Consider the following 15,709-nt stretch of genomic DNA (forward strand, 5'->3'; position numbering starts at 1 on the left):
TTTCTATCCGCAGAAAATTTTTCGCTTGATATTACCTAATGTGCGCCTTATTTGTTTGAGGAATGGGAGCTTTGTGTATTTTTTTAGCAAAACTGTTGTTTCGCCTTGATTAGATGAAAATGCACTAAAAAAAACCTGTCGTTTCGGGTTGACTTTTATACCAGACTTCATTCCTTTACATAAAGGAATCGCTTTTGCAATTTCAACCTCTTTGTATGTTATTTTATCCCAATCAATTAGATTGAAACCATGATTTGAATTTATCACCATCATACTTGTTCCCTTGTCATCGCTGAATTCAGGAACTATGTCTGTTATACCCCAAAAATCACCTAGAGAAATATCGCTGGCACTGCGTCCATTTTTGGCTGAACATTCGTAACATGAAGGCCTTAGAATCATGTCGGATAGAAAAGCTTTCATATAAGGATTTTGACTATGATCTGAAGAAACGATTTTCTTCTTTCCATTCGTTTCGTATGTCACAGAAAAACGAAATCGGTCCCAACCATTACTCTTGTCTCTGAATGAAATCTTATTTATGGAATTAGATGTGCCGAAGGTTTCCTTTATGTATTCCCCCCAAACCTTGGGGGATGGGCTGCCGTGACATACAACTTCGCATGTCCAAAGATTTTCGTAATCTTTTTTTAGGTAATGCTTTAAGCCTGCAATTTGGCAAGGTGTTCCAGAGAACAGTACCTTTCGATTTTCTTTTAGAAATGATTCGCACGCAGAAAAGGAGTTGCCGGTTCTTGATTGAACATACTTAGAACCTTGGAGTAGATGTAAATCCTCTACCTTTTCAATGTAATCTATTATAACTTGCCAGTTCTCGTCGTATTTTGCACCAAAAACAACGCCCTGCTCTGATAGAATTTTTTCAGATAAAAGAGAAAATATTCCTCCGGAAGAACTTGACATGCGTACCTGTTCATTGTTATTTGAACAGGCGAAAATGTTTAGAGGCTTTTTTTCTTCATACGGATTTTGTATTGGACACGTTTTGTCGCAAAGTCCGCACATCACACATTTATCTGAGTCTACTTGAGGATAAAGAAATCCCTCTTCATCTCTAATCATAGATATGCAGTGCTTAGGACATTTTTGCTCACATGCTTGACATCCACTACAAAGCTTTTTGTCTTTAATTGTAATCATTTATTGAAAAACCTTTGCTTTACACTGATTAGTTTAGTTAGAATGAATTCTCGTTCTCCGTGGCTAAGTCCTAGTAGAACGCTGCACACAGTTGCGCTGCAAACGCTGGTAATGATTAGAACGATGGAATTAATCTCAGATTCGATAATGAAATGTTTGATTGTAATTGGTAAAATAGATGAGGCTATTGCGACAAAAAAACAGCGAACGATAACTATTTTCAAAAAAGAATGAATTTTCAGATTGATCATTGGTTTAACAATGAATAATCTTGTAACGAATGCAACACAGCAGATGATGAGGTGTACAACAAAGACCGACCAGGGGGGAGCGCCCATCTTTAGTACTACGTAAGAAATAGGAACGATTGTCAGAAGAATTCCTCCGATAGCAGATTGATATTTCTTAACGTTTCCCGTTGCTGCTGCAGAAACCATCAATGAATTTGATGAGGAATCAATAATCATTGTTATTATCATGATTTTTAAAAAGATTTCTGTATAATCGGGTACCGTTCCTAACCAAATTTTTAGAATAAACTGGGCTTCGAGAAGAATTGGTAGGCATAAGATAAGCAACAGCATGAACGTAAATTTGCTGCTTCGGTAAATTAAGTTGTGCATTTTATCTAGTTCATTAGTTGCGTACGACTTTGTTATTTGGGGATTGAGCGCTAATTGGAAGTTGTATGAAAATTGAAAAATTGCATTTTGCACTTGGACAGAAATTGCCCTTGCCGCATTGACTGCTGGCGAGAAAAACATATTCAAAAGAATATTAAGACCTTGACCAAATAAAATGGAGGCGATGTTTCCCCATAGATTCCAACCTGCGAAAGAAAACATTTCTTTGAATAATTTTTTGTCCTTAATGAAGGAGTAGTTTGCTTCAACAAAATGTTTTTTACAATATGCAACATATACCATTCGAATAATGAATTGTATACATGCAATAAGCAGTGCGTAACAAATGAGTTTGTCGGTGCCGAAATAAACCAACAGATAGACAATACCGAGTTTTAATGAGGCTTCAATAACTGATATGTATGCAAAAGCTGACATTTTTTCATGGGCGACAATGATGGCGTTGTACGGACTGCTCATCATTGAAATGACCATTGTTAGGATGCTCAGCTGATAAACCCACATTGCTGCTGTTTCACGTTCTGTGGGAATAACCATTTTTTCTTTTAGGAACCATAAACCAATAGTTTCTGCCAGAATGACAACAAGTATAGCGATTAATAAATGGATGTTGACGCTTGTGCTGAAAACTTTTTTTAATCTATCGAAATTTTCTTTCCCAAGTTCAAAGGTCATGTAGCGTTGAGACGAAGTGATCATTGCACTATTCAAAAAACTGAACATAGTCACAATGCCACCGACAACGTTGTATATACCGAAGTCTTCTACGCCTAATGTTTGCAATACAACTCTACTTGCGTAGAGTTGTATTAACATTAGAAAAATCATACGGAAATAAAGGAGCAAAGTGTTCTTTGCTATCCGTTTGTTGTTCTGTTGCTCAACAGTGGACATCGAAATGATTTACTTAACCCACACCTTAGCATACTCCCCGGAAATAAATTCCCAGCTGTATGCGTCTGCGATGCGCTTGGTACTGGCTTCTGCCAGTGCCTTGATTTCGGTTTCGGTCATGGCGTCGGCCTTCTCGATGGTGTTGGCCAGGTCGCCTTGGGTCTTGTTCCAGTAGATGGCTGTGTCTTCGCCCACTTCCTTGTTGAACCCTACGTTCAGCAAAAGGTTCAAGTCGGAGCTTGCCAGGGCCTCTAGCAGGCTTGGGTTGGTACCGCCCACTTCGTGCCCATGGAAATATCCGTAGGCCTGTTCGCGGATTTTCATCAACAGTTCCTGGTCGTACACGGTGCCCACGAACTTGATACGGGGGTCCTTGTCAAAGCCGGTCTTTTTCTTGAGCTCGGTCAAGAACGCTTCGTTTACGTTGGTGATCAGGGCAAAGCTCTTGGTGGTCTTGCTCAGCATGAACTCGCGGATCATGGTCTCGTAGTTGTTCTCGGGTACGAATCGACCCACCACCAGGTAGTAGTCCTTGGCCTTAAGGTTCTTGTTGGCGAGCCACTGGGTAAACTTGGGGTCGTTGTCGGCCAGCTTGCTTCTGCGGATTTCTGCACCGTAGGCGATAAAGGTGGTGTTGGGGTTGAACTTGCCGTAAGACTTGTGGATGTACTTTTCGATGTTCTTGCTGTCGCACACCAACAGGTCTGCCTGCTTTACCATGAGGCACTCGGAGATTTTCCAGTACTTGCGCACGGGCAGGGGCCACTTGGCTCGGAGCCATTCATGGCCGTCGGGGTTCACATAGAACTTGCCGCCCAGGGCTTGGATCTGTTTCTTGAGCTTTGCCGTAAAGGGGCCGATTCTGCAGGCCAGGCAGTACACGATGGGGTGCTGGATGTTGTGCTCCCTGATATAGCGGATGCTCTGCTTGATGGCCTCCACATCGTACACGATAGCCTGTGCGGGGCCGATGTTTGGCACCTTCACTGTAAAGCAGCGTGCATTGTGGTATTCGAACTCACCGTTCTTGTCGCCCTTGCAGGCTACATGGTACTTGAATCTGGGGTCGTTCTGGTGGTATTCTGTCAGTTTGTCTACGAAAGTCTCGTATCCACCGTATGCGCCGGGTATGCCCTTGCTGCCTACGATGAAAATATGCTGAACATCTTCCATCATAGCCCCTTACCCAAGTTCCTTAAACTTAACAACCAACATCCTTGTTCCCATCCTTCTTGTTTGTAACAATTTTGTACGCAAATTTAACAATTCTTTACAAGTGCTACAACCCTGAAAAGCTGTACATGTGATGTAAATCGTGTACAAATTAAGGGGATGGGGGAGCTGGACCGTCCGTTTTTAAGGCGGCGACCGCCCGCCGACCTTAAGTAAGTTGGCCCACGGAAAGAAAAACGGCACTTTTGTGCCGATTTTGATGCTGTGCCGTCGCCCCGGGGCCGCCATAAAAAAAGAGATCCCATGACGGATAGAAAAAACTTTGAATGATGTCAATTTTTGGCATACCTTTGTGTCTATTTTTTTTGACGAGAAAAACAAACAAAAAAGGTTGGTTGCCGATACTTGAACTTTGTCAACAGTTGTTTGCAAAATGAAAAAAATGACGAAAAATGCTGTTATTTATGTGATGATTACACCAGCATTTACTATCTTCCTGGATGAAGAGGTCTTGAATGCAGATAACTTTGAAGAATATTGGTATTATTGAAAACTCCACAATTGATATTGAGGGCTTAACGGTTATTGTTGGTCACAACAATAGCGGAAAGACCACTGTAGGAAAAGCACTTTACTCGGTGGTTGAGTCCGTAAGAAATATTGATGAACGGGTTAGATATGATACCGCTCAAACCGCTACAAAAGCGATGCTGAGGGCTCTAAATGTATTTTCAATGACATTTAAGGCTGCGCTAAGGATGCAAGTCTCCTTCAAAAATGATGTTTTAAAACAATTTTTCTCGTTAGGTTTGGATACCGTTGTATTCAATCAGCGTGTTGATGAATTTTTTCCGGAATTGATCAACGCTTTGGAAAGTTTTGATGTACAAGATGAGTCTCTGTCAAATATGAAGGTATTCGTAACAGAGAATCAAATGTTGCTTCAATATGTTGAAAAACATTTTAGTCAAGAAAAAAAAGCTGCTTGCAATATTTTAAAAGAATTTTGGAATGAAATTCAAAATTTTGATTTGAGAAGTTATGTCTTGACTGCTATTGATGCAAAACTTGCCGCAGAATTTTGTGGGCAGATACAACCAGTAGCATATTCGGATGTGGAATCAGAAATCAAAATTTCTGCCAAAGAAAGCCTTTACTTTGATTTGACCATTTTAAAAAACCGTGTATCACGAAGCCCTAAAACATTGTTTGAAAAGGGACCTTTTGATGAAGTTTGGTTTCTGGACAATCCGTTCGCTTTTGATGAACCTCCATATCGTAGAAATCATAAGTATAATGCTAACGGTTCGCTGCTGTTCAATGAGGAACGTGTTTTAACACATGAAAATGATTTGAAGTTCTGCTTGCATTCTTCTATAAAAAATAATCTCGAGAAGACCTTAAATGAAAGCCGATATAAATCTGTTAAGGAAAAGATTAATTCAGTAGTCCCGGGAACTTTCAGCATAGACGGCGAGGATAACCTTTATGTTGATAAGGGAGTGAAACTTCAAGCAAGTAATTTGGCTACGGGTTCTAAATCTTTTGCGATTTTAAAGACTTTGCTTAATTCGGGCCATATTACAGAAGAGACTTTACTTCTTTTGGATGAGCCCGAGGCTCATTTACATCCAGAATGGCAAAATGAATTTGCTGAGGTTGTTGTGATGCTTGTAAAGAATGTTGGATGTAAGGTGGTTCTTACAACACATAGTTCCAATTTTATGCTAGCTTTGGACGCCTTTTCTCGTAAGTATGAAATTAAGGATGTTTGCAATTTTTATCAAGCAAAGAAAAAAGAAAACAATCTTGTAGAATACGAAAAGAAGAATGACGTACTCAATGATGTGTATGCAGATTTTTTGGATGCTTTTGCCAATGCAAAGAGATTGTATAATGAATTCGTGAATGGGAGCGTGTAATGTTGTTGCGGGGGGACGTTGCAAAGAAAATGGATGAGATGTATCAAAATTTTTTAAAGCCCTTACACAAGGTGTCTGACAATCTCATTCAATTGGATGATTCTTCGTTAGGAATGTATTCTTTTGATGATATATCTGCTTCTTTTTTCGAAAAAATTCGAAAACCAACTTCTGCGGATGCTGTTTGTTTCGATTCTCGGCGCTTAGTCTTTGTAGAATTCAAAAAAGGATTTAATGATTCGGATGAATATCCTACAAGTAAAGGCTGTGCGCATTGCAAAGAGCATCAAAAGAACATATCAGGATCCCTTTTGTTGAAAATTGCAGAAACGCATAAGGTCTTTGAACGTTTTTTCTTAGAAACTATATCAGAAAAGACAGAACAGGAACATAATTGTCGTGTGGAATTTTGGATTGTTTTGAATGATGCAGAACCTCGGTTTAGCCCGCTTGAAACAATCGAAGCTATTCAGGAAGAAATGTCTGGAATCGGGAAAAATTCCAAAAATTATGTTACTCGAATTAGTGATTCTGTGAAAAGATTTCGACATCCTGGCTATTGGTTTGACGAGGTTGAGGTTATGTCTGCTAGGGATTTCAAAACGAGGAAAGATTTATATAGTTTTTTGCGAAAGGTGCCAAGTTACAGTACGTGATGAACGACTGATGTTATAAAATCGTTGTTCCATCAGCATCCCGGCCAACGATCGTGACCCCAGCGAGTGTCGCGACAAGCTAGCACTTGTGCGTAGCTTGGCATGACCGAGCGCAGGCAGATGTGGCGAAGCCTCATCTGACCCCTTGGGGCGGAGACTCTCCGCCCCTTTTTGCGTTCATGGACTGTGGTGGGGGCGGGGAGGCTCCGTGAAATGAGGGGCGGGGAGTGGCCATGCCGCCCACCGGCCCCATTTCATAGAGCGTGACGGGGCAGAGGCTGTGCCGCCGCCCCGGGGCCGCCATAAGAAAAGGACCCCGCGGGGTCCCTGTGGTTATTTGCTCATTTCTGCCAGCTTTGCTTCAAGTTCCGCAATCCTGCGAGCCTGTTCGGCGAGGGCATTGTCCTTCTCGGCGAGGGCATTGTCCTTCTCGGCCAGCTTGGCATCCTTCGCCTTGCTTGCCGACTCCATCCTGCGAACCTTGCGTTCAAGGGCGCGGTATGCGTCTCCGGCGCTCACAAAGCCAAGCCTTTGTCCAATACTCTGGAATGCCATTTTCAGAACCTCCAATGCCTCAGGGCTAATGTACTCCCTCAAATATAACTCAATCTTGCTGACAAGGCAAACAAAAGGACCCCCGCGGGGTCCCTGTGGTTATTTGCTCATTTCTGCCAGCTTTGCTTCAAGTTCCGCAATCCTGCGAGCCTGTTCGGCGAGGGCATTGTCCTTCTCGGCCAGTTTGGCATCTTTCGCCTTGCTTGCCGACTCCATCCTGCGAACCTTGCGTTCAAGGGCGCGGTATGCGTCTCCGGCGCTCACAAAGCCAAGCCTTTGTCCAATACTCTGGAATGCCATTTTCAGAACCTCCAATGCCTCAGGGCTAATGTACTCCCTCAAATATAACTCAATCTTGCTGACAAGGCAAGCGCTTTCGCTGCTGGGCAGAGCCCGCAGTTTCTTCTCGATTTCCGGCAACAACGACTCGTACTTTACCATATCGAAGGCGTACTTCATGGTGATGGCGCCAATGGCCGCCTCCGCATTGCTGTGGGCCAGACAAAGGTCATCGTCAATTTCCGCCAGGTTCACGAAGGCGAACTCGAAATGCGGAATGCGTCCGTTGTACATGGCATGGATGTTCTTGTACTGCGCCAGCGGATCCCAAGGGGCGATTCCGTTATAAACGACAACCGCCTTTGTTGGCAGCCAGCCGTATTCGGAATTGCTCTTGTCAACCATCACGTTGATGGCATACTTGCCGATTTGCGACATGATCCCGTTGCTGGGCGACGACTTGTGCTCCAGCAGCAGACCAAAGCGCATTTCGCTACCGTCAAGAGCCTTCACCTTGAAGGCGAGATCCGCCTCGCCCCGCTCGCCAACTTCGTCGAAGGACTCGGGGATTTCCTCCAATGTGTCCAGGTCAACTTCCGCGAGGATATCGGCCAGGTTCCGGTTTGTCCTTGACGCAATCTCGAAAAGCGCCTTCGTGTTCGCGGGCTTCGAGTAGACGTATTTCAGGAATCCGTCGTGTTTACGTTTGTTCATGTTTAGCTCTTTCTCCGGCAACGCGGCCGGCTCGCGGGCAATGGACGTTTCGCCGACTTCGGCGAACGGCACTGTCTACTCTATACACGCTTTTTTTGCGAAATCGGGCTCCAGTAAAACGAAAAATGTTGTAAAAAGCCCTGCGGTTCAAGGGTAAGACTGTATTGTAAACTCCTGTAAACAATTGTAAAGATAATTTGTCCGCTTTTTTTGCCTTTCACCCTTTGTTCGTAATCAACTTTTTTTTACATTAGGGCCCAGGGGTTATAATAGGAGGTTTTTGTAGGTGCCTTGGGGGTGCCTGCTGCACCAGCCAAAGCTCGGCGGTGCCTATTATCTACCACAAAATGTTTGGTTATGTCTATTGCCACGGCGTAGTGCGTCGTGTATATCCGGTTCTATACTCCCTGAGAAAAAAGAGGGGTGCAGCCTAACGGTTGCATCCCTTTTTTTACTTGAGCCGACCCTCCCAGTTTGCTAAATTTGGCGCGGTGTTTTTTTAGAACAAACGATTAGGGAAGGGAATATTGATGTTCAAACGAGTCATCGTTCGAATTTTCGCATTTTTGGCCGTTTTCTGCTCCTTGAGCTGGGGCGCCACACTTACTGTTACCACTGGGACTAATGGTGGTTCTGTGTCGCCAACGTCCAAAAGCGTTTCCGCGGGAACCTCGGTCACCATTACTGCAACTCCCGAGTCGGGGCGCCGTTTTGTCAACTGGTCTGTTACACCCAGCGCCAACTGCGTACTGGCAGACAATAAGTCAGCTACCACTAAGGTTACTGTCAATGGAGACTGCACCGTAAAAGCCACCTTCAAGTTGATCTACACCGTTACGGTTACAGCTTCCGCAGGCGGAAGGACTGATGTTACTTCCAAGGTTGTAGATTACAATGGCGCATGGAAGTTTACTGCGATACCGAATACGGGCTACATGCTTTCCAATTGGACAATTACCTCGGGGGCCGATAAATGTAAACTTGAAAACGCAACAGAGTTGACGGCTCGCGTATCTGGGGTCTCGGGTGACTGCACCATAAAGGCGAACTTTGTTCACCAGCCTTTTGTGGATGTTAAAGTGGGTCCTTATGGCTCTGATTTGTATACAGGGTGCGTAGCTACCAACGAAAAAGTCTGTTCCCTACCTACCTTGCCCGGTGGCAGTTGTTTGCTTATTGGCAGCTCATGCATTCTTGAATATACGGCGTCCCTTGAACCAGGTTCCTCTATAAATATCAAGTACGAACTTAGGGAAGGCTATGCTTTTGAAAAATGGGAACTTGCTGGGAGTAGTTATTTTGAATCAAGAATTGAAGAAAAAATCAACGAGGACATAGATTTTGATCCGGCCCATTGTAAAATTGCCGACCCAAGTTCTCCCTCGACTACGTTGACTGTAAATGGGGACTGTATTGTCCAGACCAAGGTGAGAGCGTTGCCTTACTACAACGTCAGGGTTGCTTCAGGACAAGGAAATGTTTCTCCTGCAAAACAAAGTTATGCGGAAGTTGGCTCGAAAGTGAACATTTCGGCGACTGCGGACTACGGTTATCGTTTTACCAAGTGGAGTGTTTCTGGTTCTAACTGTGTGATCGCTGATTCTAAATCGAGTTCCACCACGATGATTGTGAACGGGAATTGTATGGTTTATGCCAATTTCGTGGAAACCGTGGTGGTTGGCGTCTCGGCGGGTACCGGCGGTACCGTGTCGCCCAAGGATTACGTGACTTATGACGTGGGTTCCTCGAACGCTATTACGGCAACGCCCAGTACTGGCTACCGCTTTGACAAGTGGACAGTCTCCGATACCAAGAACTGCGTGGTTGCAAATACCGCATCCGCTTCAACCAAGGTGACCGTCAAGGGCCCCTGCCAGATTACAGCAATGTTTATAAGAAACTATAGAGTTGATGTTGCTCTGGATGCGGTTGGATACTATTACGAAACCGCGAGAAATGAGTTTTTTGTTGATGCCGGGACCAAGGCTGCACTGGTAACTCCAACGTACTCAGGTTTTCGTTTTTATAGATGGCGCTTTGAGAAAGGCGCAGAAAATTGTTCAATCTCTGATACGACTGCAGCAACTACGGAAATTCTTGTAAACGGAAATTGCCATGTCGATGCTGTAATGTTGAAAGTTGAAACCCTTACAGTTTCTGCTGGTGCTGGTGGAGGAACTGTGGCTCCGCATGGTGACAACTCCGTTTTGGCCTCGTTGTCGGCGAAAATCGCGGCAACGGCTAGCAGTGGCTATCGATTTGACAAATGGGTAAGTTCGCATGACACGAAATGCCCGATTGCAGACCCCTCTTCAAACGCTACCTCGGTTACGGTGAATGCGAGCTGCACTGTAACGGCAAAATTTGTTAAGCAGGCCAGGGTTACTCGTTCCTGTGCTGTTGGTGGTTGTGTGCGAGGAGGCTCCGCCACGTATGATTCGGGCTCTACCGTAGATGTTGACGGATATGTAAATAGTGGTTTTAGGTTTGACCATTGGGTTGTTTCGCCTAAAGAAAATTGCAAGATTGCCGACTCAACGGTCATGAAAACCACGATGGTGGTGAATGGTGATTGCTCTATTCAGCCTTTTATCGTAAAACAGCACGAGGTGACCTTCTCCTCTAATTTAGAGGGTGTTTTCGCCGAAGAAAAAAAAGCTCTTGACGAGGGTGTGTCCGTTCCTGTGACTGCTGTTGAAAAGGACGGCTTTGTATTTGCTTATTGGGTAATCAAGTCGGGGAGGGAAAACTGCTCCATTAGCGAAGATTATGGGATGACGACTTCTATTACTGCCAATGGGGAATGCACTCTTTATGCCCATTACGCTCCGGATCCGGCCTACAAGGTTACAGAAGAATTTGTAAAGTACGATTATGTGAAAAATCATCAAGGCTTTTACGACGGATCAATCCGTTTTATGCTTGAACCCTCGGATGAGAAATGGTATAGAGTTGACTTTTATACAAGATTACCCCGCTTTCGGGAATTTACGGTCAACTATTTTGATAAGGGGAGCTTTGACTCGATTCCGATTTATTGGATTGGCGTGACGCATTGGGATACGATTACCACTTTCATTCCTGCAAGCGCGAGTGGCTCTTATTTCACGATATCTCATAACGAAAGTAATTCGTATTATTGCGATCATGAGGTTTCTGTTAGGGCCGAACTTGTTCCTTCGTATCCTTTGGAAATTGTTGCTGGAGATGGTGGTTATATCGGTGAGTACGAACTTTATCGTATGTACAAAACCTTACCGGTCGGAGCATATATTCCTTACATGGCCGTGCCTTATTTGGGGTATATGCCGGATTCGTGGGATGTACTGGAGGGCGGATGCTCCGTTCAGTATGCTTGGAACTACGATTATTACGCACTGATGAATGACGGAAAGTGCAGTATCCGTATGAACTTTACGGATGATACCACCATAGTGCCCACGCTAAAGATCAATTCTCTGGATGAATCAGATTTGCCTAGGTTGTGCGCCGATGTGAGCGTGGGGGTTGATGGCCAAGACGGCACTATTTGGTATATCGATAGTTCCAGGTTCGTAGTATCTATCGGTGGCGATACGGTGGCTGCTAGCTACGATACGGTTTGGCGCGAAGGTCAGCAGAGCTACGTTCTTTGCTTCGATCCTACTGATAAGATCTTCAATGGTGATGATTACGAAATCAAGGTGGGCGTGAATTTTGCGGGCAAGTTTGCCGCCGATTCTATAGAGTGGGTAGAACCCAAGTGGCGTGAAAAGGATACCGAAGATTCTGTATCTATCGTTGTCGCGTCGGGTTCGGGCGATGTTGTGCGCGCTACAGATAAGTTCAAAGTGGTTGTGAATACCCAGAACTTTGCCGACGATGTGGTGGATCCTATCCCGTCGCTGAATGTGGTGGTAGCTTGCGCCGTGTCTGGCGATGAGGAATCTGTGACTGCGGCCCATGTGGATGGCGGTAAGTATGAGTCGGCCGCAATTGCTAAGCGAGAAGGCGCTGCTGTTCGTGGCGACGGGGTGCTGGACTGTGCCGCCAAGGATTCTGTTGTGGCAAGATTCGTGGACCCGGTTTATGGCGGGGAAACTCGCACTGCTGTGGGCTTTGAAGACGTGGTGAAGAATGAATATAAGTTTGTTCAAGTTGGTGGTGCCGCAGGTAATGCCTCGGATGTTGAAAGCTCCGCCGCCCTGGATTCCGTGGAGACCATGAACGCGGAATTTGGTTTCCGTGTGACTGCCGTGAGTCCCACGCTGTACAAGGCCGATACCATTATGGTCGCCCTGTTTACCGATGCCGGCGATACGGTGTGGGTGAGCGCTGTGGAAACCGATGTGTATTCCAGCGAGTTTGTTGGTGAGGGTTCCTTTAAGTTCGTGGTGAATGCTGCGGACCAGAAGGACACCCTGCTGGATGCCGCCATGGATCTGGATGCGGAATCCAACCGTGTCGTGATTTATGCCCAGGTGGATGGCGACAAGTCGGAACTGGAAAGTCGCGATTCCCTGGTGGTCTACTACGACTTTATCCCGGCGGATTCCGCAGAAATCCTGGACCAGGATCAGGATGGCCGTGCTGACTTTGTGCGCGTGCATTTCGTAAGGGATGTCCGCCGCGAAGACTTCGCCATTGATACCGTGGTTTGGGGTTCTGGTAAGGGCCGCGGGGTAGATGCTTCTGAGATCGTGGTTTCCGCAGATGGTCGCTGGATCGAGGCGCCCCTGAAGGCTGCCTTTGATTACGGCGTGACTGAAGATGCTGTGGATAAGAAGGGCGCTGGTAAGGGCTATCTGGCTGTTTCTAGAAAAACTGCTAGCGCAGCTCAGAAGATCTCTTTGAAGGACCGTGTGGGTGCCGTGGCGGTTTCTGCCGTAAAGCATCCGGGTAAGTTGAGCGACGAAGACTACATGGATGTGGATGCAGTGCTTCCGCCGGATACCTTGGTGGTGACCATGTCCGAAGCCGAGGACAGCATCGCCGCAAAGACATTTGAACTTGTTGCTGGTTCCGCCGCGGGTTCCGCTGCCAAGTCAGGTTTCGTCAAGTTCGGCAAGGCTTCCGCCGACAAGTCTCGCAAGGTGTGGACCTTGGTGCTGGCCCGTTCCGTGGATATCCATGTGGGAGACACCCTCACTACGAATCCGGACGCCTCCACCTTCGACAAGGCCGGCAACGCCCCGGGTATCGGCGGTGTTACCGTCACCGGCGAAGAAGGCGAAGTGTACCTCTACATCGTAAAGGCCCACCCGCCGGTAGTGAAGGCTGGCAACCGCGCCCGCATCAAGGTGGAAACCAAGAAATCTTATAAGGCTTACGTGACCATCTTCGATAACATGGGTAATTTCATCGCCCAGTTTAGTGGCCGCTCCAAGTTCGAGGACGCCAACGCCGACAACGCCACCCAGGTAAGTTTCATCGAATGGGACCAGTACACCGACGACGGCCGCCTGGCAGGCACCGGCGTGTACATCTGGAAAATTCACTTCGTATTCTCCGATGGCCACAAGGAATGGCGTACCATCAGAACGGGAATTAAGAGATAATTAGTTTTCGGGAGCTGCTACAGTTGCTGGTTCTTCCGGGGCGTCGCTGATGTCCTCGTGGACTTCGGTGTTCGGGGTGTAGGGCTGTTCGTGGACAATGTCAAAGTTCACGAAAACGCTTGCGCCGAAATGACGTGCAGAAGTCTTGTAGGTGAGATTCTTGTATTCGTAGCTCTTGGTAAAGGAAGTGTAGGTGTAGTCAAATGTGACGCCCACGTTTCCGGGGAAGGCTGCGCCGATGGTGAATTTCGTCAAAAAGTTCAGGGGCTTTTCCCACCAGGCACCTTCGGTTGTGAGGGGGAGGGGCCAGCCGGCGCGTGCTTCGATGAAGGGTGTGATCTCCATGAATTCGCGGGGCGATTTCAGTACGATGGATGCCCATACCGGCAAACTGCTGGGGGCCAGCGTTAGCTTGTCCGTCTTTTCCTTGCCCAGGTAGCCCACGCCTGCACCGAACTGGAACGGGGCGAACTTTGTCGCAAAGAGGAGCTCAACGTTCACTTCGACAGAAAGGTCGGTGTCGTATTCCTTTTCTTCGGCGACGCCGCTCACGTTCTTCTGTAAGGTGGTGTTTGTCGGGGCGAGAACTCCGATGTGGCCGCGCAATTCCATGGCCTGGGTGGGCTGCGGTGCCAGAGCAACGATTGCAGTGAGTGCTGCAGAGACTATAGCTGCAGGTGCTGCGGCGAATGTGGGCAAAATCTTTCTCATGGAGGCAAATATAGCTTTCCTAGGGGTGTCGACACTGCCGTTGTATGTAAAAAGAAACTAGCTTGGTGGACTTAAATTGAGTATATTAGGGGTAGCCTTGTTCTTAAGGCTCGCTTTTCAAATTCGTTAGGAGGTTTTATGTTCGGAAAAATTTCTAAGGTAGCTGCGGTCGTTGTGCCTGCATTGCTTCTTGCTTGTGGTGAGACTTCGACTTCGCCGGATGCAACCGGTGGCAACGGTGGCGATGTTTCTTCTAGCAGCAACGTATTGTCTTCTAACAGCGACGCATTGTCTTCTAGTAGCGACACGGGCACGTTGCCCGAAGTGTCCAGTTCTTCTGTAGAAAGCGGGTCTTCGGCTGCCTTGGATTCCGCCCTGGCAGCCCTGACTGGTAAGCTTATGCATTGGGTGGGTGCCGAAGACGGAAGCCGAATTGAAACCGGCCTCGACGTCGGTACAAATACTTCCGGTTTGTGGTGGGAGTATCGGGATGACGACGATGGTGGAGAATCTACTCTTGAATGGCCTGTTGAACTTGGCAAAGGTGATGATTCTTTTTCCAAGGATCCTGTTGTCGAGTACTGTGGCGGTCTGTGCGGAATCTACAATCTGAAGAGAGGACAGTATCTCGAGGGTAATCCCTATGTCGCAACGTTTTTCTATGTGGGTGGCTATGAAGATGAAGACGATGATTCAGCCGCCCCGGTGGACGCCTCCAAGTGGAATGGCATTTGCGTAGCCTATACATCTGACGATCCTATGGATCTTGAAATGGGCTTAGGTGATGTTGATGCGGAAATGAATTATGAAAGACGTTCCGTGATTTTGCCGAAATCTGAGTCTCCTACAACGAAATGCTTTAGATGGAGAAACTTTTCGTATGGCGCAGGCGATCGTCATAATGGATCAGAGTTTGCTGATAAGCTTGTTTCCTTGCATTTTAAGGTTCAGGGCAAAGCAGGTACGACAGGCAGCTTCAATATTCTGGGCCTCTCCTCCAATGAATTTGGGGAGTAATGCTTGCAATAGGGAGGGTGTTGCTCACTCCAGGAGATAAAATTGGGAAAAGTGGCAATTTTACGGGAAAAAGCATGGTAAACTGCGCCAAATTCCCGTAAAATTTCAAACAACATAATGACTTTAGGCCCGGAATGCTGAATTCTGGGCCTTAAATGTATGGTTTCGGGTGGAAAAAGCTTGGCGTTGGGTTGGAAAAGTTGAAAAATTACCCGGATCAAACCCAAATATTGGCGAAATCGGGTGGGGTCGTTGCTGACAAACTAATATTTTACGGGAAAACGCCTTTCTCTGCGACCTGGTTTCCCGTAAAAAACGGGGTTTTCGGAAAATTATCTCCTGAATGCTTGTTTTCAGACTATAAAATAAAAAAAGACATCCTTTCGGATGTCTTTTTCATTTTAGAGCGGGAAAAGGGACTCGGACCCTCGACCCCGACCTTGGCA

Annotated in this window: 11 protein-coding genes; 5 read left to right on the forward strand and 6 right to left on the reverse strand. The window is 46.3% G+C overall.

Going from position 1 to position 15,709, the window contains the following annotated elements; all coding sequences use genetic code 11:
* Positions 1-3: 3 nt before the first annotated feature.
* Genes MJZ25_03465 through MJZ25_03475 form a run of 3 tightly spaced genes read right to left on the reverse strand, consistent with a single transcriptional unit; the run spans position 4 to position 3,875 of the window.
* The gene (locus MJZ25_03465) at positions 4-1,161 is read right to left on the reverse strand and encodes a Coenzyme F420 hydrogenase/dehydrogenase, beta subunit C-terminal domain (protein MCQ2123220.1); all 1,158 of its coding nucleotides are present in this window, start codon (positions 1,159-1,161) and stop codon (positions 4-6) included.
* A complete protein-coding gene (locus MJZ25_03470) occupies positions 1,158-2,699 on the reverse strand; it encodes an oligosaccharide flippase family protein (GenBank protein ID MCQ2123221.1) in 1,542 nt (513 codons plus the stop codon). Before MJZ25_03470 ends, MJZ25_03465 begins: the two co-directional genes overlap by 4 nt.
* A gap of 9 nt (positions 2,700-2,708) precedes the next feature.
* Entirely contained in the window at positions 2,709-3,875 is a 1,167-nt protein-coding gene (locus MJZ25_03475) for a DUF1972 domain-containing protein (protein MCQ2123222.1), read from the reverse strand.
* Between the two features lie 512 nt (positions 3,876-4,387).
* Here MJZ25_03475 and MJZ25_03480 point away from each other — a divergent pair.
* A complete protein-coding gene (locus MJZ25_03480) occupies positions 4,388-5,794 on the forward strand; it encodes an AAA family ATPase (GenBank protein ID MCQ2123223.1) in 1,407 nt (468 codons plus the stop codon).
* Positions 5,795-5,823: 29 nt separating this feature from the next.
* Complete coding sequence (locus tag MJZ25_03485) at positions 5,824-6,450, forward strand: hypothetical protein (protein ID MCQ2123224.1); 627 nt, start codon at positions 5,824-5,826, stop codon at positions 6,448-6,450.
* A gap of 333 nt (positions 6,451-6,783) precedes the next feature.
* Here MJZ25_03485 and MJZ25_03490 read toward each other — a convergent pair whose 3' ends face one another.
* A complete protein-coding gene (locus tag MJZ25_03490) occupies positions 6,784-7,005 on the reverse strand; it encodes a hypothetical protein (GenBank protein MCQ2123225.1) in 222 nt (73 codons plus the stop codon).
* A 99-nt stretch (positions 7,006-7,104) separates the two neighbouring features.
* Entirely contained in the window at positions 7,105-8,070 is a 966-nt protein-coding gene (locus tag MJZ25_03495; protein MCQ2123226.1) for an Rpn family recombination-promoting nuclease/putative transposase, read from the reverse strand.
* Between the two features lie 458 nt (positions 8,071-8,528).
* On the opposite strand from MJZ25_03495, the gene MJZ25_03500 reads away from it, so the two are divergent.
* Positions 8,529-13,535 carry an InlB B-repeat-containing protein gene (locus tag MJZ25_03500; protein MCQ2123227.1) on the forward strand — a complete coding sequence of 1,669 codons (5,007 nt, stop codon included), beginning with the start codon at positions 8,529-8,531 and terminating at the stop codon, positions 13,533-13,535.
* On the opposite strand, the gene MJZ25_03505 is transcribed toward MJZ25_03500, so the two are convergent.
* Complete coding sequence (locus MJZ25_03505; GenBank protein ID MCQ2123228.1) at positions 13,536-14,246, reverse strand: hypothetical protein; 711 nt, start codon at positions 14,244-14,246, stop codon at positions 13,536-13,538.
* Positions 14,247-14,384: 138 nt separating this feature from the next.
* On the opposite strand from MJZ25_03505, the gene MJZ25_03510 reads away from it, so the two are divergent.
* Both MJZ25_03510 and MJZ25_03515 read left to right on the forward strand, forming a co-directional pair.
* Positions 14,385-15,263, forward strand: a complete 879-nt coding sequence (locus MJZ25_03510) for a hypothetical protein (GenBank protein MCQ2123229.1) — start codon at positions 14,385-14,387, stop codon at positions 15,261-15,263.
* A 191-nt stretch (positions 15,264-15,454) separates the two neighbouring features.
* A partial coding sequence (locus MJZ25_03515; GenBank protein MCQ2123230.1) for a hypothetical protein occupies positions 15,455-15,709 on the forward strand: 255 nt, incomplete at its 3' end.

Source organism: Fibrobacter sp. (genome assembly GCA_024399065.1).
Classification (GTDB): Bacteria; Fibrobacterota; Fibrobacteria; order Fibrobacterales; family Fibrobacteraceae; genus Fibrobacter.

Coding starts and splice junctions, on each gene's coding strand:
- MJZ25_03480 (MCQ2123223.1), top strand. CDS start 4,388: ATGCAGATAACTTTGAAGAATATTGGTATTATTGAAAACTCCACAATT.
- MJZ25_03505 (MCQ2123228.1), bottom strand. CDS start 14,246: ATGAGAAAGATTTTGCCCACATTCGCCGCAGCACCTGCAGCTATAGTC.
- MJZ25_03500 (MCQ2123227.1), top strand. CDS start 8,529: ATGTTCAAACGAGTCATCGTTCGAATTTTCGCATTTTTGGCCGTTTTC.
- MJZ25_03485 (MCQ2123224.1), top strand. CDS start 5,824: ATGGATGAGATGTATCAAAATTTTTTAAAGCCCTTACACAAGGTGTCT.
- MJZ25_03490 (MCQ2123225.1), bottom strand. CDS start 7,005: ATGGCATTCCAGAGTATTGGACAAAGGCTTGGCTTTGTGAGCGCCGGA.
- MJZ25_03510 (MCQ2123229.1), top strand. CDS start 14,385: ATGTTCGGAAAAATTTCTAAGGTAGCTGCGGTCGTTGTGCCTGCATTG.
- MJZ25_03470 (MCQ2123221.1), bottom strand. CDS start 2,699: ATGTCCACTGTTGAGCAACAGAACAACAAACGGATAGCAAAGAACACT.
- MJZ25_03465 (MCQ2123220.1), bottom strand. CDS start 1,161: ATGATTACAATTAAAGACAAAAAGCTTTGTAGTGGATGTCAAGCATGT.
- MJZ25_03475 (MCQ2123222.1), bottom strand. CDS start 3,875: ATGATGGAAGATGTTCAGCATATTTTCATCGTAGGCAGCAAGGGCATA.